This is a genomic window from Streptomyces fodineus (genome assembly GCF_001735805.1).
Lineage (GTDB): Bacteria > Actinomycetota > Actinomycetes > Streptomycetales > Streptomycetaceae > Streptomyces > Streptomyces fodineus.
The window spans coordinates 5,667,389-5,690,126 of sequence record NZ_CP017248.1 but is presented as its reverse complement, the minus strand read 5'-3'; the positions used below and the strand labels follow the sequence as shown (position 1 = coordinate 5,690,126).

General features: G+C 71.3%; 21 protein-coding genes. 10 read left to right on the top strand and 11 right to left on the bottom strand.

What is annotated here, in order from left to right:
* Window positions 1-223: 223 nt before the first annotated feature.
* Entirely contained in the window at window positions 224-748 is a 525-nt protein-coding gene (locus BFF78_RS24400; RefSeq protein WP_099055089.1) for an RcpC/CpaB family pilus assembly protein, read from the top strand.
* 138 nt (window positions 749-886) lie between these two features.
* Window positions 887-1,345 carry a large conductance mechanosensitive channel protein MscL gene (gene mscL, locus BFF78_RS24395; protein ID WP_069780345.1) on the top strand — a complete coding sequence of 153 codons (459 nt, stop codon included), beginning with the start codon at window positions 887-889 and terminating at the stop codon, window positions 1,343-1,345.
* A 19-nt stretch (window positions 1,346-1,364) separates the two neighbouring features.
* On the opposite strand, the gene BFF78_RS44860 is transcribed toward mscL, so the two are convergent.
* The gene (locus BFF78_RS44860; protein WP_099054920.1) at window positions 1,365-1,541 is read right to left on the bottom strand and encodes a hypothetical protein; all 177 of its coding nucleotides are present in this window, start codon (window positions 1,539-1,541) and stop codon (window positions 1,365-1,367) included.
* 178 nt (window positions 1,542-1,719) lie between these two features.
* Between BFF78_RS44860 and BFF78_RS24390 the strand changes: the two genes are divergently transcribed.
* The 4 genes from BFF78_RS24390 to BFF78_RS24375 all read left to right on the top strand — a co-directional run bounded on the left by BFF78_RS24390 (window position 1,720) and on the right by BFF78_RS24375 (window position 6,308).
* Complete coding sequence (locus BFF78_RS24390; RefSeq protein WP_069780344.1) at window positions 1,720-2,958, top strand: low temperature requirement protein A; 1,239 nt, start codon at window positions 1,720-1,722, stop codon at window positions 2,956-2,958.
* Window positions 2,959-2,994: 36 nt separating this feature from the next.
* Window positions 2,995-4,020, top strand: coding sequence for a P1 family peptidase (locus tag BFF78_RS24385; protein ID WP_099054919.1), 1,026 nt, complete (start codon window positions 2,995-2,997; stop codon window positions 4,018-4,020).
* A 166-nt stretch (window positions 4,021-4,186) separates the two neighbouring features.
* Window positions 4,187-5,404, top strand: a complete 1,218-nt coding sequence (locus BFF78_RS24380) for a L,D-transpeptidase (protein WP_193433529.1) — start codon at window positions 4,187-4,189, stop codon at window positions 5,402-5,404.
* 157 nt (window positions 5,405-5,561) lie between these two features.
* Window positions 5,562-6,308, top strand: coding sequence for a DUF6227 family protein (locus BFF78_RS24375; RefSeq protein WP_069780343.1), 747 nt, complete (start codon window positions 5,562-5,564; stop codon window positions 6,306-6,308).
* A gap of 39 nt (window positions 6,309-6,347) precedes the next feature.
* On the opposite strand, the gene BFF78_RS24370 is transcribed toward BFF78_RS24375, so the two are convergent.
* From BFF78_RS24370 to BFF78_RS24350, 5 genes are all read right to left on the bottom strand, one after another.
* A complete protein-coding gene (locus BFF78_RS24370; protein ID WP_069780342.1) occupies window positions 6,348-6,599 on the bottom strand; it encodes a hypothetical protein in 252 nt (83 codons plus the stop codon).
* Between the two features lie 121 nt (window positions 6,600-6,720).
* Window positions 6,721-9,039 carry a PTS fructose transporter subunit IIABC gene (locus tag BFF78_RS24365; RefSeq protein WP_069780341.1) on the bottom strand — a complete coding sequence of 773 codons (2,319 nt, stop codon included), beginning with the start codon at window positions 9,037-9,039 and terminating at the stop codon, window positions 6,721-6,723.
* Between the two features lie 283 nt (window positions 9,040-9,322).
* A complete protein-coding gene (gene pfkB / locus BFF78_RS24360; protein WP_069780340.1) occupies window positions 9,323-10,270 on the bottom strand; it encodes a 1-phosphofructokinase in 948 nt (315 codons plus the stop codon).
* Window positions 10,267-11,028, bottom strand: coding sequence for a DeoR/GlpR family DNA-binding transcription regulator (locus BFF78_RS24355; protein ID WP_069780339.1), 762 nt, complete (start codon window positions 11,026-11,028; stop codon window positions 10,267-10,269). The genes pfkB and BFF78_RS24355 overlap by 4 nt, the downstream gene beginning before the upstream one ends.
* 205 nt (window positions 11,029-11,233) lie before the next feature.
* Entirely contained in the window at window positions 11,234-12,838 is a 1,605-nt protein-coding gene (locus tag BFF78_RS24350; protein ID WP_418346681.1) for an MFS transporter, read from the bottom strand.
* A 62-nt stretch (window positions 12,839-12,900) separates the two neighbouring features.
* On the opposite strand from BFF78_RS24350, the gene BFF78_RS24345 reads away from it, so the two are divergent.
* Complete coding sequence (locus tag BFF78_RS24345) at window positions 12,901-13,890, top strand: helix-turn-helix transcriptional regulator (protein WP_193433528.1); 990 nt, start codon at window positions 12,901-12,903, stop codon at window positions 13,888-13,890.
* Window positions 13,891-13,922: 32 nt separating this feature from the next.
* On the opposite strand, the gene BFF78_RS24340 is transcribed toward BFF78_RS24345, so the two are convergent.
* Window positions 13,923-14,741 carry a TetR/AcrR family transcriptional regulator gene (locus BFF78_RS24340; RefSeq protein WP_079161455.1) on the bottom strand — a complete coding sequence of 273 codons (819 nt, stop codon included), beginning with the start codon at window positions 14,739-14,741 and terminating at the stop codon, window positions 13,923-13,925.
* Window positions 14,742-14,930: 189 nt separating this feature from the next.
* Here BFF78_RS24340 and BFF78_RS24335 point away from each other — a divergent pair, with 189 nt between their 5' ends.
* Window positions 14,931-15,875, top strand: a complete 945-nt coding sequence (locus tag BFF78_RS24335) for a MerR family transcriptional regulator (RefSeq protein ID WP_069780336.1) — start codon at window positions 14,931-14,933, stop codon at window positions 15,873-15,875.
* A gap of 738 nt (window positions 15,876-16,613) precedes the next feature.
* On the opposite strand, the gene BFF78_RS24330 is transcribed toward BFF78_RS24335, so the two are convergent.
* Window positions 16,614-17,612 (bottom strand): sigma-70 family RNA polymerase sigma factor, encoded by a 999-nt coding sequence (locus BFF78_RS24330; RefSeq protein WP_069780335.1) that lies wholly within the window; start codon window positions 17,610-17,612, stop codon window positions 16,614-16,616.
* Window positions 17,613-17,805: 193 nt separating this feature from the next.
* On the opposite strand from BFF78_RS24330, the gene BFF78_RS24325 reads away from it, so the two are divergent.
* Complete coding sequence (locus tag BFF78_RS24325) at window positions 17,806-18,342, top strand: GNAT family N-acetyltransferase (protein WP_069780334.1); 537 nt, start codon at window positions 17,806-17,808, stop codon at window positions 18,340-18,342.
* A 16-nt stretch (window positions 18,343-18,358) separates the two neighbouring features.
* On the opposite strand, the gene BFF78_RS24320 is transcribed toward BFF78_RS24325, so the two are convergent.
* Window positions 18,359-19,150 (bottom strand): dioxygenase family protein, encoded by a 792-nt coding sequence (locus BFF78_RS24320; protein ID WP_069780333.1) that lies wholly within the window; start codon window positions 19,148-19,150, stop codon window positions 18,359-18,361.
* Between the two features lie 108 nt (window positions 19,151-19,258).
* On the opposite strand from BFF78_RS24320, the gene BFF78_RS24315 reads away from it, so the two are divergent.
* Window positions 19,259-19,768, top strand: a complete 510-nt coding sequence (locus BFF78_RS24315) for a MarR family winged helix-turn-helix transcriptional regulator (RefSeq protein ID WP_069783780.1) — start codon at window positions 19,259-19,261, stop codon at window positions 19,766-19,768.
* 16 nt (window positions 19,769-19,784) lie between these two features.
* Here the strand turns inward: BFF78_RS24315 and BFF78_RS24310 are convergent, their stop codons facing one another.
* Window positions 19,785-21,329 (bottom strand): MFS transporter, encoded by a 1,545-nt coding sequence (locus BFF78_RS24310; RefSeq protein ID WP_069783779.1) that lies wholly within the window; start codon window positions 21,327-21,329, stop codon window positions 19,785-19,787.
* 401 nt (window positions 21,330-21,730) lie between these two features.
* Window positions 21,731-22,378 carry a TetR/AcrR family transcriptional regulator gene (locus tag BFF78_RS24305; protein ID WP_069780332.1) on the bottom strand — a complete coding sequence of 216 codons (648 nt, stop codon included), beginning with the start codon at window positions 22,376-22,378 and terminating at the stop codon, window positions 21,731-21,733.
* Between the last annotated feature and the right edge of the window lie 360 nt (window positions 22,379-22,738).

The window sequence follows — 22,738 nt, the reverse complement described above, 5'->3', positions numbered from 1 at the left end:
CGAGCCGGTGGGGCCGGTGGACAACCGAGCGGAATTCCCCGTTCGGGTGGGCGAGTTGTCCACAATCCGCCCGTGGTCCACCGGCTCCGGCGGGATCCGGCGCGAGGCCTCATCGTGGCATCGCAAGCCGAATTCCTCGTCGCAGGCGGTGATTCCCGTGCCCTGGTCCTCGTCGTCCCCGCATCCGTCCTCGCCCTCTCGTCCTTCCCCACCTCCCCTCCGGCTGCCGCGTCCGCTGGGCACGGACGCCCCGGCGACCCGTGAGGTCCCGCAGTTCCCACCCGTGCGCGTACGCGGCGGGCGGTATCAGCTGCAGCGGCTCGTACGGCACCGCAGGCGGGCCGTCGCGGCCGGCCTCGCGGTGACCGCGGCCGCGCTCGTTGCCGCGGGCCCGCGCACCGGGGCCGAACCGCACCGCGCGGAACAGGCCCGCGGTCACCCGGTCACCGTGCCCGTACGCCGGCACGCGGCAGCGAATGTCGTGACGGCGCCGGTACGGATCGCCGACGCGGCCACCGTCCGGCTCCTACGGCCCGGCGACCACGTGGACGTCATTGCCGCCGAGGACCCGTCGGCCGGCGGCGTCGCCCGTGTGCTGGCCCGAGGCGTACGGGTGACCAAGGTGCCCCAGCCTGTGGAGAGCGGTGGCGAGAGCGGGGCGCTGGTCGTGCTCTCGGTGCCGCGTGCCACGGCGGCGCGGCTCGTCGGTGCGAGCGCCACGGCACGCCTGGCGGTGACGCTGTGCTGAACCGGCTCCGACGCTTTCTCGGCGGCCTGCTGTCAAGTCGCTCGATCAAGCCCGGGGGCTGGACACAAGGCCCGCACCGTGCCGTAGGTTGCGGAGCGTTTCGTTCCACACCCTGTGCATGCGAGGAGAGTCCCCGAGGTGAGCGAGCAGCAGAAACCGAGTGTCTGGCAGGGCTTCAAGGCCTTCCTGATGCGCGGCAACGTCGTCGATCTGGCAGTCGCGGTGGTCATCGGCGCGGCCTTCTCGAACATCGTGAACTCGGTGGTGAAGGGGATCATCAACCCGCTGGTCGGCGCGATCGGGACGCAGAACCTGGACAATTACAGCTCGTGCCTGAGCTCCACGTGCAAAGGCACCCACGGCATCCGGCTGATGTGGGGCTCCGTCCTCGGTGCCGCGCTGACCTTCCTGATCACCGCGACGGTGGTGTACTTCCTGATGGTCCTGCCGATGTCGAAGTACCTGGCGCGGCAGGCGGCCCGCAAGGCGGCGCGGGAGGGCACGAAGGAGGTCATCGAGGTGACCGAGCTGGAGGTGCTCAAGGAGATCCGGGACGCGCTGGTCGCTCAGCGCGGATCGGGGCACGACGAGCGCTAGCGGCGCCGCCGCGGACGGCTCACAGGTGGTGGGGCGGCTTCTCGTCGAGGAAGCGCTTGAGGTCGGCGACGCTGTCGCCCTCCGTGCGCTCACCCCATCCGCGATCGGTGTCGTCCGAGGACTGCCGGTCCAGCGGGTCGTCGAAGACCAGCGCGGGCTTCGGGTCGCGGGGCTCGGATGCGGGGGCGGTGCTCATGCCTCAAGGGTACGGTCCCGGCCCGGACGTCCACAGCGGCGCCCGAAGGTCCCGGCGCCCCACGCCCGACGACCGAGAAGCCCGCCTGATCTGCACTTTTGCCCGGATTTATAGATGCTTGTCCACGTGTGAACACGTTCACAAGATTTTGGGCCGGATTTCTGCTGTCCTGGGAGGCATGACGTCGAGTTCCGCTCCGGCGCCCGCCTCCCCGGGCGCGCCAAAGCCCTCCGGCCCCCTGCGCCGGCTCACCGCGCGCGGGCGCGACGAGGCGCACCGGGTCTCCTCCCCGCTAGAGCTCTTCTTCGACCTGTGCTTCGTCGTGGCGATCGCGCAGGCGGGCGTGCAACTGGTGCACGCGGTCGCCGCAGGGCACGCGGGCGACGGCATCCTCGACTACGCCATGCAGTTCTTCGCCATCTGGTGGGCCTGGATGAACTTCACCTGGTTCGCCTCGGCGTACGACAACGACGACGCGCTGTACCGGGTCGTCACCCTGGTGCAGATCGCCGGCGTGCTGGTGCTGGCGGCGGGAATCTCCCGGGCTTTCCAGCAGCACGACTACCTGGTGGTCTGGCTCGGCTACGTGATCATGCGTCTGGCCATGTCCGCACAGTGGCTGAGAGCCGCGAGAGCGGCCGAGGGCGCCGAGAGAACCACGGCGTTGCGATACGCACGCGGCATGCTGCTGTGCCAGATCGGCTGGCTCGGGCTGGTGCTGCTGCCGGAGCCCGCCCGGCCCTGGGTGTTCCTCGTGATGGCGATCGCCGAGATGTGCGTGCCTTTGTACGCCGAGAGGGGTCACGAGACCTCCTGGCATCCGCATCACATCGCCGAGCGCTACGGCCTGTTCACCATCATCGTGCTCGGCGAGACGGTCGCCGCGGCGACCGTGGCCGTGAAGTCGGCCGTGGAAGAGCATCAGGCGCTGGGCGAGTTGCTGCCGATCGCGGCGGGCGGGCTCCTGATCGTGTTCTCCGCGTGGTGGATCTATTTCGTGGTGCCCATCCACGGCCACCTGCGGGCCAACGACCAGGCGTTCCTGTGGGGTTACGGGCACTACCTGATCTTCGCCTCCGCCGCGGCGATCGGCGCCGGCCTGGAGGTGGCCGTGGAGCACGCGGTCGGCACCACGCACATCTCCAGGCTGTCCGCGTCGGCAGCGGTGACACTGCCCACGGCGCTGTATCTGCTGACCGTCTGGGCGCTGCACTCGCGGCACTTCAAGGTCGGCATCGCCCAGCAGCTGGTCCTCCCGGTCACGGCGCTGCTGGTGATCTGCTGCACCTTCCTGGGCGACTGGGCGGTGCTCGCGGCCGGGTTCGTGTCCTCGGCCGCGGTCGCGACCGGAGTGACGCTGACGGCGCGTATGGCCGGGCGCGAGCGCGCGGCGAGCGCCACCGCTCCGGCCGCCTGAGCCCTCGCAGGCGCGTGGACCGGCGACACTGGCCCCATGACAGTTGACGCAATCACGGACGTCGCCGGGGTGCGGGTGGGGCACGCCGCCCGCAGCGGGGACGGCTGGCTCACCGGCACCACGGTCGTTCTCGCTCCGCAGGACGGCGCGGTCGCCGCCGTGGACGTACGCGGCGGCGGCCCCGGCACCAGGGAGACCGACGCGCTCGACCCGCGCAACGTGGTGCACCGCGTCGATGCGGTCGTGCTGACCGGTGGCAGCGCGTACGGGCTCGACGCGGCGTCCGGTGTGATGGCCTGGCTGGAGGAGCAGGGGCGTGGAGTGCGGGTGGGGCCGGATCCGGCGCATGTCGTGCCGGTCGTGCCCGCCGCGTGCGTGTTCGACCTGGGGCGCGGCGGGGACTTCGGTGCGCGGCCGGACGCGGCGACGGGACGCGCGGCGGTCCAGGCCGCGGCGGCGAGTGGGCCGGGCGCGCGGGTGCCGGAGGGGTGCGTCGGGGCCGGTACGGGCGCCGTGGCGGGGCGGATCAAGGGCGGGGTGGGCACCGCGAGCACGGTGCTCGACTCGGGTATCACCGTGGCCGCGCTGGTGGTGGTGAACGCGGCGGGGTCGGTGCTCGAACCCGAAACGGGCGCGCTGTACGGGGAGTTGTGCCAGGGACGGGTGGAGTATCCCGAGGAGCGCGTGCACGAGGCGGCGCGGCGGCGCCTCGACGAAAGCGCCGCCACGAACGCACCGCCCCCGCTCAACACGACACTTGCGGTGGTCGCGACCGACGCGGGCCTGTCCAAGGCACAGGCGCAGAAGCTGGCGGGCACGGCGCACGACGGAATCGCGCGCGGCGTTCGGCCGGTGCACCTCATGCACGACGGCGACACGGTGTTCGCGCTGGCGACCGGCGCTCACTCGCTCGCCGAGCACCCGTTGGCGCTCAACGACATCCTCGCGGCCGGGGCGGACGTGGTGACCCGCGCGATCGTGCGGGGCGTACGCGCCGCCGAGTCGGTCGACGGTCCGGGCGGGGCGTGGCCGTCGTACGGGGAGTTGTACGGGGCGCGTTAGGGGTGGCGCGTACGCCGCGGGCCGAGGTGCCCGTCGGGCTTGAATTGTCGCGGTTCTGTCACGTGATGGCGTTCATGAAAAACGGAGGGAACCTCCCCCGCACCCGCGCCCTCTTTCTCCACGTACTGGAACGGATCACGCACATCACACGAACCTGGAGCAGCCCGTGACAACGCCGGACATTGCCGCGCGGCGCGTACTGGGGGCCTGTGCCGCCCTGATGGTCGGCAGCCTCACCCTGACCGCCTGCGGTGGCAGCGCCAACGCCACCGACGAGGGCAAGGGCGGCAAGGACTCCCCCAAGGCACCGACGGCGAGGATCCTGATCTCTGCCAGGGACGGTTCGACCGGCGCGTCCATCAACGCGACCGGCGTGCAGGTCAGCGGCGGCAAGCTGACCGGCGTGAAGATGACCGTGGCCGGGACGGCGCAGACCGTGTCCGGGGCGATATCGGCGGACGGCAGCAGCTGGAAGCCGAAGCAGCAGCTGGAACGCGGGACGAAGTACGAGATCGACGCGACCGCGAAGGACGCCGACGGACGCACCACCGCGACCAAGTCCATCTTCACGACCGTCACGTCGGCGGACAGTTTCGTCGGCACCTACTCCCCGGACAACGGCACCACGGTCGGGGTGGGCATGCCGGTGTCGTTCACGTTCGACAAGTCGATCACCGACAAGAAGGCCGTGCAGTCGCACATCACGGTCAACTCCAGCAGTGGCCAGCAGGTGGTCGGGCACTGGTTCGGGAACCAGCGACTGGACTTCCGGCCGCAGGAGTACTGGAAGGCCGGCTCCAAGGTCACGATGAAGATCGACCTGGACGGGGTCGAGGGCGCCAAGGGCATCCACGGGGTGCAGAACAAGACCGTCACCTTCACCGTCGGGCGGTCGCAGGTCTCCACGGTCGACGCCAACACGCAGACCATGACCGTGGTGCGGGACGGCCGGACGATCAAGACGATTCCGATCTCCACCGGCAGCCCGGATCACACCACGTACAACGGGCAGATGGTGATCTCCGAGAAGTTCACGCAGACGCCCATGGACAGCCGGACGGTCGGCCTCGGCAACGCGTACAACATCCCGGACGTCCCGCACGCGATGCGCCTGACGGACTCCGGTACCTTCATCCACGGCAACTACTGGTACAACAGGGGCAATCCGCCCTTCGGCCGCGAGGGCACCAGCCATGGCTGCGTCGGGCTCGCGGACGTGCAGGGCGGGCAGGGCGCCACGCCGGCCAAGTGGTTCTTCGACAACTCCCTCCTCGGTGACGTCGTGATCGTGAAGAACTCCCCGGACTCGGCGGTCTCCCCGGACAACGGCCTCAACGGCTGGAACATGTCGTGGAGCGCCTGGACCGCCGGAAGTGCCGCCTGACCGGCAGCTTTTGACGTGACGTGAGGCCGCGCGGGAACTTCCCGCGCGGCCCGTGCGTTTTCCCGGCGTACGTTTTCTCGGTTCCCGGACATGATGTCCGACCGAGGGGCTACGGTATGCACCCACAAGGTGACATGCAGCAACGCCGGGAGAAACCTTGAGCGTTCCGTACGAGACGGCAGCGTACGAACCAGCCGAGTCGCCCGAGTCTCCGGAGGAGCATCTCGAGCGGCTCCTCGGCCGTGCCCTGAACTCCTTCGAACTGCCCGACGAGGTGATACGGCAGCTCGACTACGCACTGATGCAGGACAGTTCGCTGCACTCGGCGTACCACAGCGCGGGGCTGCACCGGGAGACGTACCGGCACACCTGGCTGCTCGCCGACGGCTCCGCGATCACGCTGTGGGAGCTCGTGCACAACCCCACGCCGGGCGGCGCCCCGGTAAGTGAGGTGTACGTCGACCAGGAGGAGCTGCAGACGGCCACGGCGCGGCTCGGGATGCCGCCTCAGACGCCGGAGTTCGAGCTGCCCGCGCTGATGCGGCTGTCGGCGATTCCGGAGCCGCGGCACGCGTTCGTCTCCGACGACTCGGCGGACCATGCGCGCCGGCTTCTGCGCCGTGCGGAGAATCCCGACCGGCCGGACGCGCAGACGGCGGCGCTGCTGGCGACGGCGACCGCGCACGAGATCACGCAGGCATTCGGCCGCCCGGGGCGCGCCGGCCGCGCGGGGCTGACCTACGCGCTGTACGAGCACGCGTTCCTGCTGCCGGACGGCAGTGAGGTCTCCCTGTGGGAGGTCGAGCACACGGCGACGCCCGACGGTCGGCACATGTGCGAGGTCTACATGTCGGAGGACGCGGCCCGGGGCGCCATGGAGCGGCGCGCGGCGCGACAGGGATAGCGCCCGGCCTGAGGCGGCCGACGCAGGGCCCCTCGCGGGTCAGTGATGGCCGAGTTGCCGTACCAGCCCGGCGAAAGCGTCCTCTTCCGCCGGGGTCAGCTCCACCGACTCCAGCGGCGGGCCGGCCTGCGGCTGAGGCGGGAGAGCCGGGAGGCGGACAGCCGGGAGCTCTCGGAGGGCCTCCGCACGGAAGCGGCGCAGCAGGCGCATGACGCCGATCGCCCAGGCGACACCGATCAGTGTGAGGACGATCGCGCCGATCAGCTGGAGAGTCGGGACATGCTCTGGCATGCACCCCAGTACACACCACGGTCCGGGACTTTGGCCCCGGACCGTGACGTATCTCGCAGGTGCCGTGAACAACTCACAGCGAACTAAAGGGACAAGCGCATGGCGAGGCCGTGGCGCGGTGTCAGGCCGCTACGGGCTGCTTGCTCTCCTTCGTCGTGGTGGCGGTGTCCGCGGCGGGGTCACCGGCCGTGTTCTCGGGGGCCGGCTTACGCAGCCCCTTGAGGAAGACGACCAGAGCCGTGGTCGCGCAGACACCGGCCGCGATGGCGATGAGGTACAGGAACGGGTTGCCGATCAGCGGGACCACGAAGATGCCGCCGTGCGGGGCACGCAGGGTGGCGCCGAAGGCCATCGACAGGGCGCCGGTGAGTGCGCCGCCGGCCATCGCCGAGGGGATCACGCGCAGCGGGTCGGCCGCCGCGAACGGGATCGCGCCCTCGGAGATGAAGGAGGCGCCCAGGACCCAGGCGGCCTTGCCGTTCTCGCGCTCGGTCTGGGTGAACAGCCTGCCGCGCACGGTGGTGGCCAGGGCCATCGCCAGCGGCGGAACCATGCCGGCCGCCATCACCGCCGCCATGATCTTCATCGCGGAGTCGCTGGGGTTCGAGACCGCGATGCCGGCGGTGGCGAAGGTGTAGGCGACCTTGTTGACCGGGCCGCCCAGGTCGAAGCACATCATGAGGCCGAGCAGGGCGCCGAGCAGGATCGCGTTGGTACCGGTGAGGCCGTTCAGCCAGCCGGTGAGGCCTTTCTGGGCGCCTGCGATGGGCTTGCCGATCACGACGAACATCAGGAATCCGACGATCGCCGAGGAGATCAGCGGGATCACCACCACCGGCATGATGCCGCGCAACGCCGGGGGGATCCGCACCTTCTGGATCGCCAGCACCACGCCACCGGCGATCAGACCGGCCGCCAGGCCGCCGAGGAAGCCCGCGTTGATGGTCAGTGAGATCGCGCCGCCCACGAAGCCGGGGACGAGGCCGGGCCGGTCGGCCATGCCGTAGGCGATGTAGCCGGCCAGGACCGGGACGAGGAAGCCGAAGGCGACGACGCCGATCTGGAAGGACAGGGCGCCCCAGCTGCCGGCCTGGGTCCACACGAAGTGGTCCATCACCGACGGCGCCTTGTTGATCTTGTAGCCGCCGATCGCGAAGCCCAGGGCGATGAGGAGGCCGCCCGCGGCGACGAACGGAACCATGTAGCTCACGCCGCTCATCAGCCACTTGCGGAGCTTGGTGCCGTAGCCCTCGGTGGAGTCGCCCGCGCGCTCGACCGGCGTGCCGCCCGACGCGGGCGCCGGCGCGCTCGCCTCGCCGCGCGCCGCCTTCCCGCGGACCTGCGTGATGAGTTCGGCGGCGCGGTTGATGCCCGCCTTCACTCCGACGTCGACGGTGGGCTTGCCGGCGAAGCGGTCCTTGTCGCGTACGGGGACGTCGTGCGCGAAGATCACGCCGTCCGCCGCCGCGATCACCGCCGGGTCCAGCCGGCTGAAGCCGGCCGAGCCCTGGGTCTCGACGATCAGCTCGACGCCCGCCTCGCGGCCCGCGTTTTCAAGGGACTCGGCCGCCATGTAGGTGTGCGCGATGCCGGTCGGGCAGGAGGTGACGGCGACGATACGGAAGGGGCGCTCGCCGGAGTCGCCGGCGGAGGCGACGCCGCCAGGGGTCGCCTGCGCCGGGGCGGGTGCGCCGGGCGCCTGCGCCGTGGTGGCGGCCGTAGTGGCCGCCGCGGCGCCGGCGGAGGCCGCCACCGGCGCCGCAGCGGTGTCTTCGGAGGCGCCCGCGGCACTCTCAGCGGCGGCCGCGCCTGTGCCGGCTGTGCCGCCTGAGTCGGAGGTGACATCTGTGGCACCCGTGCCGCCTTGAGCAGCACCCGCCGCAGCGTTCGCGCCCGCGCCCGAATCCGCGCCCCCAGCGCTGCGAGCCGCGCCCGCACCCGCCCCCGTCTCCGCGGCCTCCCCCGAGGACGCCGTCGGCGCCTGCGCCGCACCCGGTGCCTCGTCCCCGCGGATCAGTGCCGCCGCCGTCTGTGCGCCGGCCGCCGCGCGCAGTGCCGAGGTGAACTCGGTGTTCATCAGCTGGCGGGCCAGTGAGGAAAGGATCGTGAGGTGGGCGTCGTCGGCGCCGGCGGGTGCCGCGATCAGGAAGATGAGGTCCGCCGGGCCGTCCGCGGCGCCGAAGTCGATGCCCGTGGCGCTGCGGCCGAAGGCGAGGGTCGGCTCGGTGACGTGGGCGCTGCGGCAGTGCGGGATGCCGATGCCGCCGTCGAGGCCGGTCGGCATCTGGGCCTCGCGGGCGGCGACGTCGGCGAGGAAGCCCTCCAGGTCGGTCACCCGGCCCTGGGCCACCATGCGCTCGGCGAGGACGCGCGCCGCAGCTTCCTTGGTGTCGGCGGACAGGTCGAGATCGACCAGGTCCGCGGTGATCATGTCGCTCATCGCGGGCTCCTATGCACGCGTATCGCCCGTGGGAAGGGGTGGGCGGAGAGGGGGACGGGGGTGCGGTGGGGGTGTGAGGTCGGGCGGGAGGCGGGGCCGGGGAAACCCCGCCTTCGGGCGACGGCGTACCGGCTCGGACGGAGGTGCCGCCCGGTGGCAGCGGCGAGTGGCGGCGGGGCCTGCCGCTTCGGGGCCGGTCGGGTGGGGGCGCCCGGGGGCGTGGTGCTGGGGCGCGCGCCCAGCCGCCGGGTGCCGGGGCGTGCGCAGCGAAGCGCGAGCGGGGTCATGAGACCGGCTCCGTCAGTTCACGGTCGAGGGGGATCTCGGCCGTGACGGTCACCGCCGCCGGGTCCAGGTCGGCGGGGGTCGGCATGACGCTGCCGGGGAGCTGGACGGCGGCGGCGCCGTGGGCGACGGCGGAGGCGAGGGCCTCGGGGCCGCTGCCGCCGGCGATGAGGAAGCCGGCGAGGGAGGAGTCGCCGGCGCCGACGTTGCTGCGGACGGTGTCCACCCGCGCGGTCGCGAACCAGGCGCCCTTGTCCTCCACCAGGAGCTGCCCGTCGGCGCCCAGGCTCGCGAGCACGGCGCGCGCGCCCATGCCGCGCACCTCCTCGGCTGCCTTCAGCGCGTCGCCCAGGGTCGCGAGGGGGCGCCCGACGGCTTCCGCGAGCTCCTCGGCGTTGGGCTTCACCACATCGGGCCGCGCGCGCAGCGCCTCCAGCAGCGCAGGCCCCGAGGTGTCGAGCGCGATGCGCGCACCCCCGGCGTGCGCCCGCGCGACGACATCGGCGTACCACGAGGGCGCGAGCCCCCGGGGCAGGCTGCCGCAGCACGCGATCCAGTCGGCGTCACGGGACTGCTCGCGCACGGTGTCCAGGAGCAGTTCCTGTTCGGCCGCCGACAACTCCGGCCCCGGCGCGTTGATCTTGGTGAGCACCCCGTCGGACTCGGCGAGCGCGATGTTGGAGCGGGTGGCACCGGCGACCGGGACCGGCGCGACCTCGATGCCCTGCGCGTCGAGCAGGTCGGCGATGAGCGCCCCCGGCGCACCACCCAGGGGCAGAACGGCGACTGTGCGCCGACGGGCGGCCGCGACGGCGCGCGAGACGTTCACGCCCTTGCCGCCGGGATCCATCCGCTCGGTCTCGGCACGGATGACCTCGCCGCGCTTGAGGGCCTGGACCTCGTAGGTGCGGTCGAGGGAGGGATTGGGGGTGACGGTGAGGATCATGCGCGCGCTACTTCCGTGCCGCCGCGCTCGATGACGGCGGCGTCCTCGGGGCTCAGCCCGCTGTCGGTGATCAGCAGGTCCACGTCGCTCAGGTCGCCGAAGCGGGCGAAATGCTCCTGGCCGTGCTTGGCGGAGTCGGCCAGCAGCACCACGCGGCGGGCGGCGGCGACCGCGGCTCGCTTGACCGCGGCCTCGGCGAGGTCCGGGGTGGTCAGACCGTGCTCGGCGGAGAAGCCGTTCGCGGCCACGAACAGCACGTCCGCGCGGATCTCGCCGTACGCGCGGAGCGCCCAGGCGTCCACGGCGGCGCGCGTACGGTGCCGTACGCGCCCCCCGACCAGATGGAGCTGGATGCCCGGGTGGTCGGCGAGGCGGGCGGCGATGGGCAGGCTGTGCGTGACGACGGTCAGGGAGGCCTCCAGCGGGATCGCGGCGGCGACCCGGGCGACCGTCGTACCGGCGTCGAGGATCACCGTGCCCTCGGCCGGCAGTTCGGCGAGGGCGGCCTTGGCGATGCGGTCCTTCTCGTCGGCGGCGGTGGACTCGCGTTCGGCGAGGTCCGGTTCGAAGTCGAGCCGGCCGACCGGGATGGCACCGCCGTGCACCCGGCGGACGAGGCCGGCGCGGTCGAGGGCCTTCAGATCGCGACGGATCGTCTCCGCCGTGACCTGGAACTCCTCGGCGAGCGACAGCACGTCCACCCGGCCGCCGTCACGTGCGAGCCGGAGGATCGCCTGCTGCCGTTCCGGTGCGTACATATCGTTGGCCTCCGCCTCGATGTCCGTTCACTTCCGAGAGATGCCCGAACGTGTGGTTTCAAGCGAGGCTACGCCCGGCTTCCCGGAAAGTAAACAGGTTCGGATTCCAATCGGGCATGAACGGACTTCCGGTCAGACGGTGAGCCCCGCGCGGGCAACACGAGGGCCCGGCACCTGTTCGGTGCCGGGCCCTCGTCGAGCCCGGTCAGGGCACCAGCTCGGGTTCCCTCTCCACCACCGGCAGCTCCTCGTCCGCCGCCCCTTCCATATGCTGCGCGGGCCGCTGCGGCAGCGCGGACATCAGCAGGAAGATCGCGCCCATGATCCCGGCGACCCACCACAGCGCGTGCTGGAAGGCGTGCACGAAGGCCGGGCCGGCCTGGGACGGGGCCAGACGGTCGCCGATCTCGCCGAAGAACACCACCGACACAAGACCCAGGCCGAGCGCGTTGCCCATCTGCTGCACCGTGTTGATCAGCCCGGAGGCGGAACCGGCGTGCTCGCGCGGCACCTCCGAGAGCACCGCGTCGGTCAGCGGGGCCACGATCAGCCCCATTCCGGCGCCCATCACGACCAGCGGCAGAGCCATCTGCCAGGAGGCGATGGCGAGGCCGTACCGGTGTGCCTCCCACAGGTAGAGCAGCACGCCCGCGCCCATCACCAGCGCGCCCGCCTGGAGCACCTTCCGGCCGAACCGCGGGACCAGCTTCTGCACCGACATCCCGGCCGCCGTGGACACCGCGAGGGAGAACGGCACCCCGGTCAGCCCGGCCCGCAGCGGGCTCCAGCCCAGGCCGACCTGCATGTACAGCGTCCAGACCAGGAAGAAGATGCCGAGCGCGACACCGAAGACGGTCTGCACGGCGATGCCCGCGGCGAAGCTCTTCACCCGGAAGAGGGACAGTTCGACGAGGGGGGAACCGTCCCTGGCGGCCTTCCGTTTTTCGTACGACACCAGCGCCACGAAGACGACGAGCGCACCGGCCATGCAGACGTACCCCCACAGTGGCCAGCCCAGCTCGCGTCCGCGGGTGAGCGGGTAGAGCAGCATCAGCAGGCCGAGCGAGACCAGGGCGACACCGACCAGGTCCAGCTTCAGCGCCTTGGGGGCCTTCGATTCGGTGATGAAGCGGCGTCCGAGTATCCAGGCCAGGACGCCGACGGGGAGGTTGATGAGGAAGATGGGCCGCCATTCGAGGCCGAACAGGTTCCACTCGGTCAGCAGCGCGCCGAGCAGCGGTCCGGAGACCGCGCCCAGTCCCACGATCGCGCCGAACAGACCGAACACCTTGCCGCGTTCGTGGGCCGGGAAGGTGGCGTGCACGATCGACAGCACCTGCGGCACCATCATCGCCGCCATGCCGCCCTGCAGGATGCGGGAGGCGACCAGCATCTCCGGGTTCGCGGCGAGACCGCACAGGGCGGAGGCGAGGGTGAAGCCGCCGATACCGAGCAGGAAGATCCGTTTGCGGCCGTGGATGTCACCGAGACGGCCACCGGTGATGAGGCCTGCGGCGAAGGCGAGGGCGTAGCCGGCGGTCACCCACTGGATCTGGCTCACCGAGGCATGCGCGGTCCGCTGGATGGACGGGATGGCGATGTTGACGATCGTTACGTCCACCAGGTCCATGAAGGCTGCGGCCATCACGATGGCCAGGGCCAGCCAGCGGTGCGCTTCACCGGAGGGGGCGGGCGCGGAGAGCGCCGTGAGGGCCGGTGCGGCGCCCTCGGTGCCGGTGGTGCCGGTTCGCTGTGGCTGGTCGCGCAGTTCCCCGCGCCCCTCGGCGGCGGTGCTGTCGTTGTGGCTCATGTCGTCAAGGTAGGAGGCCATTAGGTCAGATCATGTCCTAGTCGTCCGGCATTCTCGTATGCATGACTACCGACACACCCGCGCGGCTCCTGCAACTGCTCTCACTCCTGCAGACGCCCCGCGAATGGCCCGGTGGGGAGCTCGCCGAGCGGCTCGGGGTGTCGCGGCGCACCGTGCGGCGGGACATCGACCGGCTGCGGGAGCTGGGCTATCCGGTGCAGGCCACGAAGGGTGCGGACGGCGGGTACCGGCTGGTCGCGGGCAAGGCGATGCCGCCGCTGGTGCTGGACGACGAGGAGGCGGTGGCGATCGCGGTGGGGCTGCGCGCCGGTGCCGGCCATGCGGTGGAGGGCGTGGACGAGGCGTCCGTACGGGCCCTGGCCAAGCTGGAGCAGGTGCTGCCCGCCCGGCTGCGCCACAGGGTGTCCACGCTCCAGACAGCGACCACCCTGCTGACCAGCGGGGACGGGGCGAGCATCGCGCCGGAGACGCTGACCGTCATGGCCTCGACGGTGGCGGGACACGAGCGGCTGCGGTTCGCCTACCGCGACAGGGAAGGCGGCGAGTCCAGGCGGCTGACGGAGCCGCACCGGCTGGTGTCGACCGGGCGGCGGTGGTACCTCGTCGCCTACGACCTCGACCGCGCCGGCTGGCGGACCTTCCGGGTGGACCGGGTGAGCGAGCCGTTCGCCACCGGAGTCCGGTTCGCGCCACGGGAGTTGCCGACGGGGAGCGCCGCCGAATATCTACGGCAGTCGATCCAGGGAGGGCAGGAGACATACGAGTTCGCGGTGCGGTTCGCCGCTCCGGCGGGGCAGGTCTCCGCGAAGGTGCCGGCGTGGCTCGGGGTGCCGCAGGACGACGGCGAGGGCGGCTGCGTGCTGCGCGGCACCTCCGGCGATCCCGTGGAGTGGCTGGCGATGCGGCTGGCGATGGCGGGGTACGAGTTCGCGGTGCGCGAGCCCACGGAACTGGTGGCGGCCGTACGGGAGTTGGGTGGGCTGCTGAGCCGGGCCGGGGCGGGTGAGCTTGGGGAGCGGGTGGCGCGGTGATGGTCCGGCCGCGTCCGCCGCGGCCACGACGTTCAGCCCTGTCCGTCGCCCCACCCGAAGCCCCGCAAGGAACCGAGGTTGCGCAGCGCCAGGGCCGCGGGGCCTTGCGGGCCGGTGGGCGGGGAGGTCGTGGCGGCCCAGGACTCCACGGCCACGCGGACGGCGGCGCCGGCCACGGCCGCGGCGAAGCGGAGGTCCGGGGTGTCCGGTGCGGGGGGCGCGGGGCGGACGGCAACGTCGGTGCGGCCGGCGCGCTCGTCGGCCGCTTCGCCTGCCTCGGCTTCCCTGATTCCGTCACCTCCGACTCCGCCGTTCACGGCCGTAGTTGACGAAAGGCGGGTCGTCAGGATCTCGGCCAGGTTCTGGTCGGACTGCTGGCAGACCTCTGCCCAGACCTTGCGCAGGGCGGGGCTGGTGCCGGCCAGGCGGATCAGGGTGCGGACCCATTCCCAGGATGCCGTCGAGACGCCGAGGCCGGGGGTGAGGGTGTGATGGACGGCGTGTTCCAGGGCCTGCGGGACGGTGAGGTGGGCCGGGGCCGAGCGGACCGCTTCCGCCCAGCGCTGGGCTCCCGTCGCGTAGAGGGGGGCGACCGCTTCCTCCTTGGTGGCGAAGTAACGGTAGAACGTGCGCGGCGCGATGCCCGCGGCCTGCGCGATGTCCTCGGCGCGGGTCGCCCTGAGGCCCTGTCGGACGAACAGGGCCGCCGCCGCGCGGGCGATCTCCGTCCGGGTCTCGGCCTTGCGGCGCTCGGTCAGCGAGGCCGGCGCGGGGGCGGAAAACTGCTGGTGGGCGGGGCTGGAGGTGGTGCTGGAGGTGGTGCTGGGGGCAGTGCCGGGGGTGGTGCTCATCCCGGCAGGTTATGTCCGTGTGGCAGAATCTGCCATCCGGCGGTCCACCCCGGGGTTCAGGTACGGGGTGGGCCGCCCTTCCATCCGGGTGCGCCGCCGCCCACCGCCCCACCGTCTGCCCGTCTCCCCGTCTCCCCGTCGCCCGTGGAGACTTGAGTCTCCCGTAAGGGGAGACCGGAAGGTGGGGTCATGCACAGCGGCGCCTCGTACTCGATCGGTGAACTGGCCCGGCGCACCGGAATGTCGGTCAAGACGATCCGTTTCTACTCGGATCAGGGTCTTGTGATGCCGGAGAGCCGTACCCCGGCCGGTTACCGCCGTTACGGCCCCGAGGCCGTCGCCCGGCTGACGCTCGTCCGGACGCTGCGCGAGCTGGGCCTCGGTCTGGAGGTGATCCGGCGGATCGTGGACCGGCCGGTCGCCCTCGGCCGGATCGCGGCCGAGCAGGCCGCCGCACTGGACGTGCAGATCAGTGTGCTGCGCCTGCGCCGGGCGGTGCTGTCCGCCGTGGCGGCCAGGCGTGAGCCGACCTTCGAGGAGATGGAACTCATGCACCGGTTGGCGACCCTGTCCGCAGCGGAGCGCAAGCGCCTGATCGACGGTTTCCTCGACGCCGTCTTCGACGCGCCCCAGCCGTCCGAGGCCGGGTTCCGGCGTTCCCTCACCCCGGAGTTGCCCGACCGCCCGACCGAGGAGCAGGTGGCGGCGTGGGTGGAACTGGCCGAGCTGTCGCTCGACGACGGGTTCCGCGCCGCCGTACGACGACTGGTCCGGGAACATGCCGGGGACCGGGCCGGGCCCGCGGGAGACGTCGGCGCACCGCCCGTTCCGGAAGTCGTCGCCGTCGCCCGGGATGTCGTGAACATCGCCCTGGTGTCCGGCACCAGGCCCGAGGCGCCGGAGGCGGATCCCGTCGTGGCGACCCTCGTCGCCCGGTGTGCCCACGCCTCCGGGCACCGCGGCCCTGACTCACCGCACGCGTGGCTGCTGCGGCGCCTCGAAGCCGCGCGCGAACCCCGCCGGGACACCTACCTCCGCCTGCTGGCCCGTATCAACGGCTGGCCGGCGCCGGAGCCGCTGACACCCGTGATCGACTGGGCGGTCACCGCGCTGCGGATTCGGGCGGTGGCCTGATGACAACACCCGGGCGGCACCGGGCGGTTGGCCGGTGAGGTTCTGGCGCCTCAACCGCCGCAAGAAGTCGTGCAGTTGGCCCGGTCGAGCTCCCCGACAGGCTTGAACTCGTGGGCCGCGTACCAGCGGCGCCGCCGGACTTTCCCCTGGACGGCCATCCGCACGCCCGGACACAGAGGAAGCCGGGCTTCGGCACCCGGGGGGGATAGGCGCCGAAGCCCGGCTGGGAAGGTCCCGGCGCCGGGGGGGGATGTGCGTCGGGACGTGGCTGTGTTGTGGGGCGGCGTGGGTCGTGCGGGTCGGCGCGTGGGGTCGGCCGGTCTGTACGGTGCATGGGGAGTGCGGTTCCCGGGGCCTGGCTGCTCCTGGACCCGCAAGGGTTGTTCCCGCGGGCCCGGGTGTTGAAGCGATGGGACCACGCCATGTTTGCGCCGTCTTTCGCCACCGGAGTGCGCAACCCCTGGGCACCGTACGCCCACAGGCACCACGCGCCTCCGCGCACCGTACGCCCACAGCCACCCCAGGCCGCGGACCACGGCACGCCCGCCGCCCCGCACATCGCGGGGGCACCGACCGCGCCGGCGCACTGCCCGCCCCGTCGGACACCGCAGGCGCCCGCGCAGTACCCGCCCCATCGGCCGCCACCGCACGCACCCACGCAGTACCCGCCCCCTCGGACACCGCACGCGCCCGCGCACTGCCTGCCCCAACGGGCACCGGAACAGCCGCCCTGGCCCGCTACGCCGCCGCGTCGAACCCCGTCTGCCGGGCCAGCTTCTTCAGTTCGAGCAGGGCGTGCTTCTCGATCTGGCGGATGCGCTCGCGGGTCAGGCCGTGCTCCTTGCCGACCTCGGTCAGGGTGCGCTCGCGGCCGTCCTCGATGCCGTACCGCATCTTGATGATGGAGGCCGTGCGCTGGTCCAGGCGGCCGATCAGGTCGTCCAGTTCCTCGCTGCGGAGCAGACTCATGACCGACTGCTCGGGGCCGACCGCCGAGGTGTCCTCCAGCAGGTCGCCGAACTGGGTCTCGCCCTCGTCGTCCACCGACATGTTCAGCGAGACGGGGTCACGGGCCCAGTCGAGGACGTCGATGACGCGCTCCGGGCTCGCGCCCAGCTCCTTGGCGATCTCCGCGGGCTCCGGGTCGCGGCCGTTCTCACGGTTGAACTCGCGCTGCACACGGCGGATTCGGCCCAGCTCCTCCACCAGGTGGACGGGGAGCCGGATGGTGCGGGACTGGTCGGCGATGGAGCGGGTGATGGCCTGACGGATCCACCAGGTGGCGTACGTCGAGAACTTGAAGCCCTTGCGGTAGTCGAACTTCTCGACCGCGCGCACCAGGCCGGCGTTGCCCTCCTGGATCAGGTCGAGCAGGGGCAGACCGCTGCGCGGGTAGCGCCGGGCGACCGCCACGACCAGGCGGAGGTTGGAGCGGATGAAGACGTCCTTCGCCCGCTCACCGGCGGCCACCAGGGCCTCCAGTTCCTCGCGGGAGGCATCCGCAGCCGACTCCTCCTCACCGTCGAGGATCTGCTGCGCGAAGACACCCGCCTCGATGGTCTGGGACAGCTCGACCTCCTTTGCGGCGTCGAGCAGTGGCGTGCGCGCGATCTCGTCGAGGTACATGCCGACCAGGTCGCGGTCCGCGATCTCGCCGCCATGGGCGCGAACACTGCTTGCCGAGTCGACCGTCTCGCCGGAGGCGGACTGACGACGGGCGACGGCACGGGTTGCCATGCGTGCTCCCTTGCGATGGTGGGCTGGCGGGTGGTCCTGCTGAACGCTCGGCATCGGGGGAGTGTCTCTGGCGACTCTCCACGAGTGCCCTGCATCCGTGGGAAACAACGACTGGAATCCGGACAGAATTCCCAACCCGTCCCCCAATTTTTCTGATCATGCAGTACCCTGTTCCGCCACGCAGGGAGGCGAGATGCCGACGGAACGTACCGAGGTGCAGGTCAGGCCGGGAGTCGAGGGTGACCTCCACGCCCTCACGGCGATCTACAACCACTACGTACGCGAGACGGCCATCACATTCGATACCGCGATCTTCACTCCGGAAGAGCGCCGCCCTTGGCTGCTCTCCCACCCGGAAGACGGCCCGCACCGGCTGTTGGTTGCCACGGACGCGGAGTCACAGGAGATTCTGGGGTACGCCACATCCAGCCCTTACCGGCCGAAGCCCGCGTACGGGACGTCCGTGGAGGTTTCGGTCTACCTCGCCCCGGACTCCCCCAGCGGGGGTACCCCCGGCCGGCGCGGCATCGGCACGCGGCTCTACGACGCCCTCTTCAAGGCGCTGGCCGAGGAGGACGTGCACCGCGCCTACGCCGGCATCGCCCAGCCCAACGAGGCCTCCGAACGGCTGCACGCCCGCTTCGGCTTCCGGCACGCGGGGACCTTCCGGGAGGTCGGCCGCAAGTTCGGCCGCTACTGGGACGTGGCCTGGTACGAGAAGGAGCTGTGACCCACAGGGCCCTCGCTCATCCGAACTGCACCGACCGCTTCGCCATTCCCATCCAGAACCCGTCGATCACCGACCTCTGCGCATCCAGCTCGCCGCCGGCCTCCGCCGCGCCCATGGTGACGAAGAGCGGGGCGAAGTGCTCGGTGCGCGGATGGGCGTAGCGGCCGGCCGGGGCCTTGTTCAGGAAGTCGAGCAGGGCGTCCCAGTCGCGGTCCTGAAGGGCGCGCCGGCCCCAGTCGTCGAACTCGGAGGACCAACCGGGCACACCGTGGCCCGCGTAGCGCAGGGCGGCCAGGTTGTGGGTGAAGAAGCCGGAGCCGACGATCAGCACGCCCTCGTCGCGCAAGGGGGCGAGCCTGCGGCCGATGTCCATCAGACGGACCGGGTCGAGGGTGGGCATGGATATCTGCAGGACCGGGATGTCGGCGGCCGGGAACATCTCGACGAGGGGGACGTAGGCGCCGTGGTCGAGGCCGCGGTCGGGGATGTCCTGGACGGGGGTGCCGGGGGCGCGCAGCAGCTTGCGGACGGATTCGGCCAGCTCCGGGGCGCCGGGGGCGTCGTACCGCACCCGGTAGTAGTGCTCGGGGAAGCCCCAGAAGTCGTAGACGAGCGGGACGGTCTCGACCGCGCCCAGGGCGAGCGGGGCCTCCTCCCAGTGGGCGGAGACCATCAGGATCGCCTTGGGCCGGGGCAGGGCGGCGGACCAGGCGGCGAGCTCACCGGGCCAGACGGGGTCGTCGGCGAGCGGTGGGGCGCCGTGGCTGAGGTACAGGGCGGGCATGCGCTCCTGGGCGGTGGCGGACATGGCGGCGGCTCCAGCGGTCGATCCAGATGCTTTAACTCTCAAGCTCTACGCCCAACCGTACGCCCAAGTTGTTCAAGTTTCAAGGAGCCGACTCGTACAGTGGACTCCATGAACACGGCACCCGGCTCCGCCGCACAGCCCCGCTGGCTCACCGACGAGGAACAGCGCGTCTGGCGCGCCTATCTGCACGCCACCACCCTGCTGGAGGACCACCTCGACCGGCAGCTGCAGCGCGACGCGGGCATGCCGCACATCTACTACGGCCTGCTCGTCGGACTCGCCGAGGCCCCGCGGCGTCGGCTGCGGATGACCGAGCTGGCGATGCAGGCGAAGATCACCCGCTCCCGGCTGTCGCACGCGATCGCCCGCCTGGAGAAGAACGGCTGGGTGCGGCGCGAGGACTGCCCCTCCGACAAGCGCGGCCAGTTCGCGGTGCTCACGGACGAGGGCGCCGAGGTACTGCGGCGTACCGCGCCGGGCCACGTGGACGCCGTACGGCAGGCGATGTTCGACCGGCTCAGCCCCCAGCAGCAGAAGGCCCTCGGCGAGATCATGGAGATCGTCGCCGAGGGCCTCCAGCCCAACGAAGCGGGTGCGGACCTGCCCTGGCTCCGCTAAATCACCGTACGGCCGCTCAGTGGGCCACCACCGGCACCGGCACCTCGTCCTCGACGGCCGCGCCCTCGCCGACGATCAGCTCGGTGCCACCCGGGCGCCCGGCGTTGACGAAGGTGAAGGCGATCAGGGAGGCGAGCCCGAGGATGCCGACGGCGAACCAGATCGCGGTGCTGTAGCCGTGCACCATGCCCTGGAGCTTGACCAGCGCCTGCTGCGGCTTGGCGGTGGCACCGGCGATGTGGCCCTTGACGTACGACGTGTTCGCCGAGGTGGCGATGGTGTTCAGCAGGGCGGTGCCGATCGCCCCGCCCACCTGCTGCGAGGTGTTGACCATCGCGGAGGCGACACCTGCGTCCCGGGGCTGCACGCCCTGGGTGGCCAGCGACATCGCCGGCATGAACGCCGTACCCATGCCGAGGCCGAGCAGCACCATCGCGGGCAGCAGCTGGGTGCCGTACGAGGAGTCGATCTTCAGCTGGGTCAGGATCAGCATGCCGAGCGCTGCGACCAGGAAGCCGGGACCCATCAGGAAGCGGGCCGGGATCCGGGTCATCAGGCGGGTGCCGATCTGGGTGGAGCCGGTGATCATGCCGGCCACCATCGGCAGGAAGGCGAAACCGGTCTTGACCGGTGAGTAGCCCTTCACGACCTGGAGGTAGTAGGTCAGGAAGAGGAACAGGCCGAACATGCCGATGATCGCGAGGCCGAGAGAGAGGTAGATACCGCCGCGGTTGCGGTCGGTCACCACGCGCAGCGGCAGCAGCGGAGCCTTGACCCGGGACTCGACGACCACGAAGGCGAGCAGCAGCACCGCCGACGCGATGAACATCGAGACGGTCAGGGAGTCGCCCCAGCCGTCGGACTCGGCACGGGTGAACCCGTAGACCAGGGCGATCAGGCCGGAGGAGGACAGGATCACGCCGGGGATGTCGAGCGGGGAGCGGTTGCGGCCGCCCTCGGGCTCACGGATGACGAAGTAGGCGCCGGCCGCGGCGACGACGGCGAACGGGATGTTCACGAAGAAGGTCCAGCGCCAGTTCAGGTACTGGGTGAGGAAACCACCGAGGATCAGGCCGACGGCACCGCCGCCGCCCGCGATGGCACCGTAGATGCCGAACGCCTTGGCGCGCTCCCTGGCGTCGGTGAACATCACCGCGAGCAGCGACAGCGCGGCCGGGGCGAGCAGGGCGCCGAAGACACCCTGGAGGGCGCGGGCACCGAACATCATCGGGCCGCTGGTGGCGGCACCGCCCAGCGCCGAGGCCAGGGCGAAGCCGGTCAGGCCGGTGACGAAGGCGCGCTTGCGGCCCCACTTGTCGGCGATACGGCCGCCGAAGAGCAGCAGACCACCGAAGGCGAGGGCGTAGGCGGTGACGACCCACTGCCGGTTGCCGTCGGATATGCCGAGGTCGGTCTGGGCGTGGGGCAGGGCGATGTTCACGATGGTGGCGTCGAGGACGACCATCAGCTGGGCGAGCGCGATGAAGACGAGCGCCTTCCAGCGGTTGGCGTCGCCGGCCGGTGCGGCGGCGCCGGGAGCCTTGAGGGCTGTTTCGGACATGGTGGTACCCACTTCGGGACTTCGTGACGGAAAAATGATCAGAAAACGGAGCTGAGGTGATGGAGGGGGTTCACGGCGGCCGGAGAAGCTGCTGTGTGGGTGGACCGGGGCCGGAGGCCGAACTCATCGGTCGGGGCCGGACTCATCGGTGGGAAGTCGAACTCATCGGTGGGAGGCCGAACTCATCGATCGGAGGCCAGACTCATCCGTGGGAGGCCGAACTCATCGATCGCAGGCGGAACTCATTGATCGGGGCGGAACTCATTGATCGGGGCGGAACTCATTGATCGGGGCGGAACTCATTGATCGGGGCGGAACTCATTGATCGGGGCGGAACTCATTGATCGGGGCGGAACTCATTGATCGGGGCGGAACTCATTGATCGGGGCGGAACTCATCGGTCAGGGCTCGCGCAGCTCCTCGATGGTCACGGCCGTCCCCGGCAGGGTGGAGCGGGCGGGCGCCCGCAGGCCGTCGAGGAACAGCTGAAGATGACGGTGGACGAAACGGTCGCCACGGAGACAGTCCGTACCGGCCGGGGGCCGGCTCAGCTGGGCCACGACGATCATCAGGTCGCCGACGCCGACGTCGGGCCGCAGCTGCCCGGCGGCCCTTGCCCGGCCCATGACCTCCTCGATGAGCTGCTCGAGGCGCTCGCGGGAGGCTTCCAGGTCGGGATGGTGCCGGTCGAAACTGCTGGACATCATCGGGCACAGCGCGCTGATCCGCTCGTCGGCGGAGGCGTGCACGAAGTGCTCCAGCGCGGCGAAGGCGTCCCCGGTCTCGGCGAGGGCCACTTCGGCCGCCTCGGCCGTACGGTCCATGACGGAGCAGACGACCTCGCGGAAGAGGGCCTCGCGGTCGGGGAAGTTGCGGTACACCGTGGCGTTGCCGACGCCGGCCCGGCGGGCGATGTCGTCGAGCGGCACGTCCGGGCCGTGCTCGACGAACATCTCCCGGGCGGCGGTGACGATCCGCTCCCGGTTGCGCAGGGCGTCGGCGCGGGGCCGGGGCGCCTTGCGCGTTGCGGGGGTGGTCGCGGTGGGCACGGTGGACTCTCCTCGGGAAGTGGTTCGGGAAGTCGTTCGGGAAGTGATCTGGAAACCGGGGATGGTTCGGAAGTGGTGAGGCGATGAGTGCGGAAGCGGTGAGGGCGATCCGGGGAGCCGGTCCCCGTTTCGCTCGGACACAGGTCTAAACGGGGAGAGGTTCCCCGGATATTTCCCGCCCGCCGAAAGAATCCATGTGACCTGAGACACACTCATCTCTCGCCGGGATTCACTCCCGTGCGGCTCCGTATTCCCACGATCGGTCTCCTCCAGCGCGCGCCCATCACCCCGTCGACACAGGGTGAGCGCAAGGGTGCAGCCAGGGACCGGCGGCTGCCGTGGAGCGAGAGGCCCATGCAT

Bases quoted from the DNA above. Each gene is read 5' to 3' on its own strand.
- BFF78_RS24390 (WP_069780344.1), top strand. From the start codon at position 1,720: ATGACGTCGAGTTCCGCTCCGGCGCCCGCCTCCCCGGGCGCGCCAAAG.
- BFF78_RS24320 (WP_069780333.1), bottom strand. From the start codon at position 19,150: ATGTCCGCCACCGCCCAGGAGCGCATGCCCGCCCTGTACCTCAGCCAC.
- pfkB (WP_069780340.1), bottom strand. From the start codon at position 10,270: ATGATCCTCACCGTCACCCCCAATCCCTCCCTCGACCGCACCTACGAG.
- BFF78_RS44860 (WP_099054920.1), bottom strand. From the start codon at position 1,541: ATGAGCACCGCCCCCGCATCCGAGCCCCGCGACCCGAAGCCCGCGCTG.
- BFF78_RS24345 (WP_193433528.1), top strand. From the start codon at position 12,901: ATGACTACCGACACACCCGCGCGGCTCCTGCAACTGCTCTCACTCCTG.
- BFF78_RS24335 (WP_069780336.1), top strand. From the start codon at position 14,931: ATGCACAGCGGCGCCTCGTACTCGATCGGTGAACTGGCCCGGCGCACC.
- BFF78_RS24355 (WP_069780339.1), bottom strand. From the start codon at position 11,028: ATGTACGCACCGGAACGGCAGCAGGCGATCCTCCGGCTCGCACGTGAC.
- BFF78_RS24340 (WP_079161455.1), bottom strand. From the start codon at position 14,741: ATGAGCACCACCCCCGGCACTGCCCCCAGCACCACCTCCAGCACCACC.
- BFF78_RS24365 (WP_069780341.1), bottom strand. From the start codon at position 9,039: ATGAGCGACATGATCACCGCGGACCTGGTCGATCTCGACCTGTCCGCC.
- BFF78_RS24325 (WP_069780334.1), top strand. From the start codon at position 17,806: ATGCCGACGGAACGTACCGAGGTGCAGGTCAGGCCGGGAGTCGAGGGT.
- BFF78_RS24385 (WP_099054919.1), top strand. From the start codon at position 2,995: ATGACAGTTGACGCAATCACGGACGTCGCCGGGGTGCGGGTGGGGCAC.
- BFF78_RS24315 (WP_069783780.1), top strand. From the start codon at position 19,259: ATGAACACGGCACCCGGCTCCGCCGCACAGCCCCGCTGGCTCACCGAC.
- BFF78_RS24330 (WP_069780335.1), bottom strand. From the start codon at position 17,612: ATGGCAACCCGTGCCGTCGCCCGTCGTCAGTCCGCCTCCGGCGAGACG.
- BFF78_RS24370 (WP_069780342.1), bottom strand. From the start codon at position 6,599: ATGCCAGAGCATGTCCCGACTCTCCAGCTGATCGGCGCGATCGTCCTC.
- BFF78_RS24310 (WP_069783779.1), bottom strand. From the start codon at position 21,329: ATGTCCGAAACAGCCCTCAAGGCTCCCGGCGCCGCCGCACCGGCCGGC.
- BFF78_RS24350 (WP_418346681.1), bottom strand. From the start codon at position 12,838: ATGAGCCACAACGACAGCACCGCCGCCGAGGGGCGCGGGGAACTGCGC.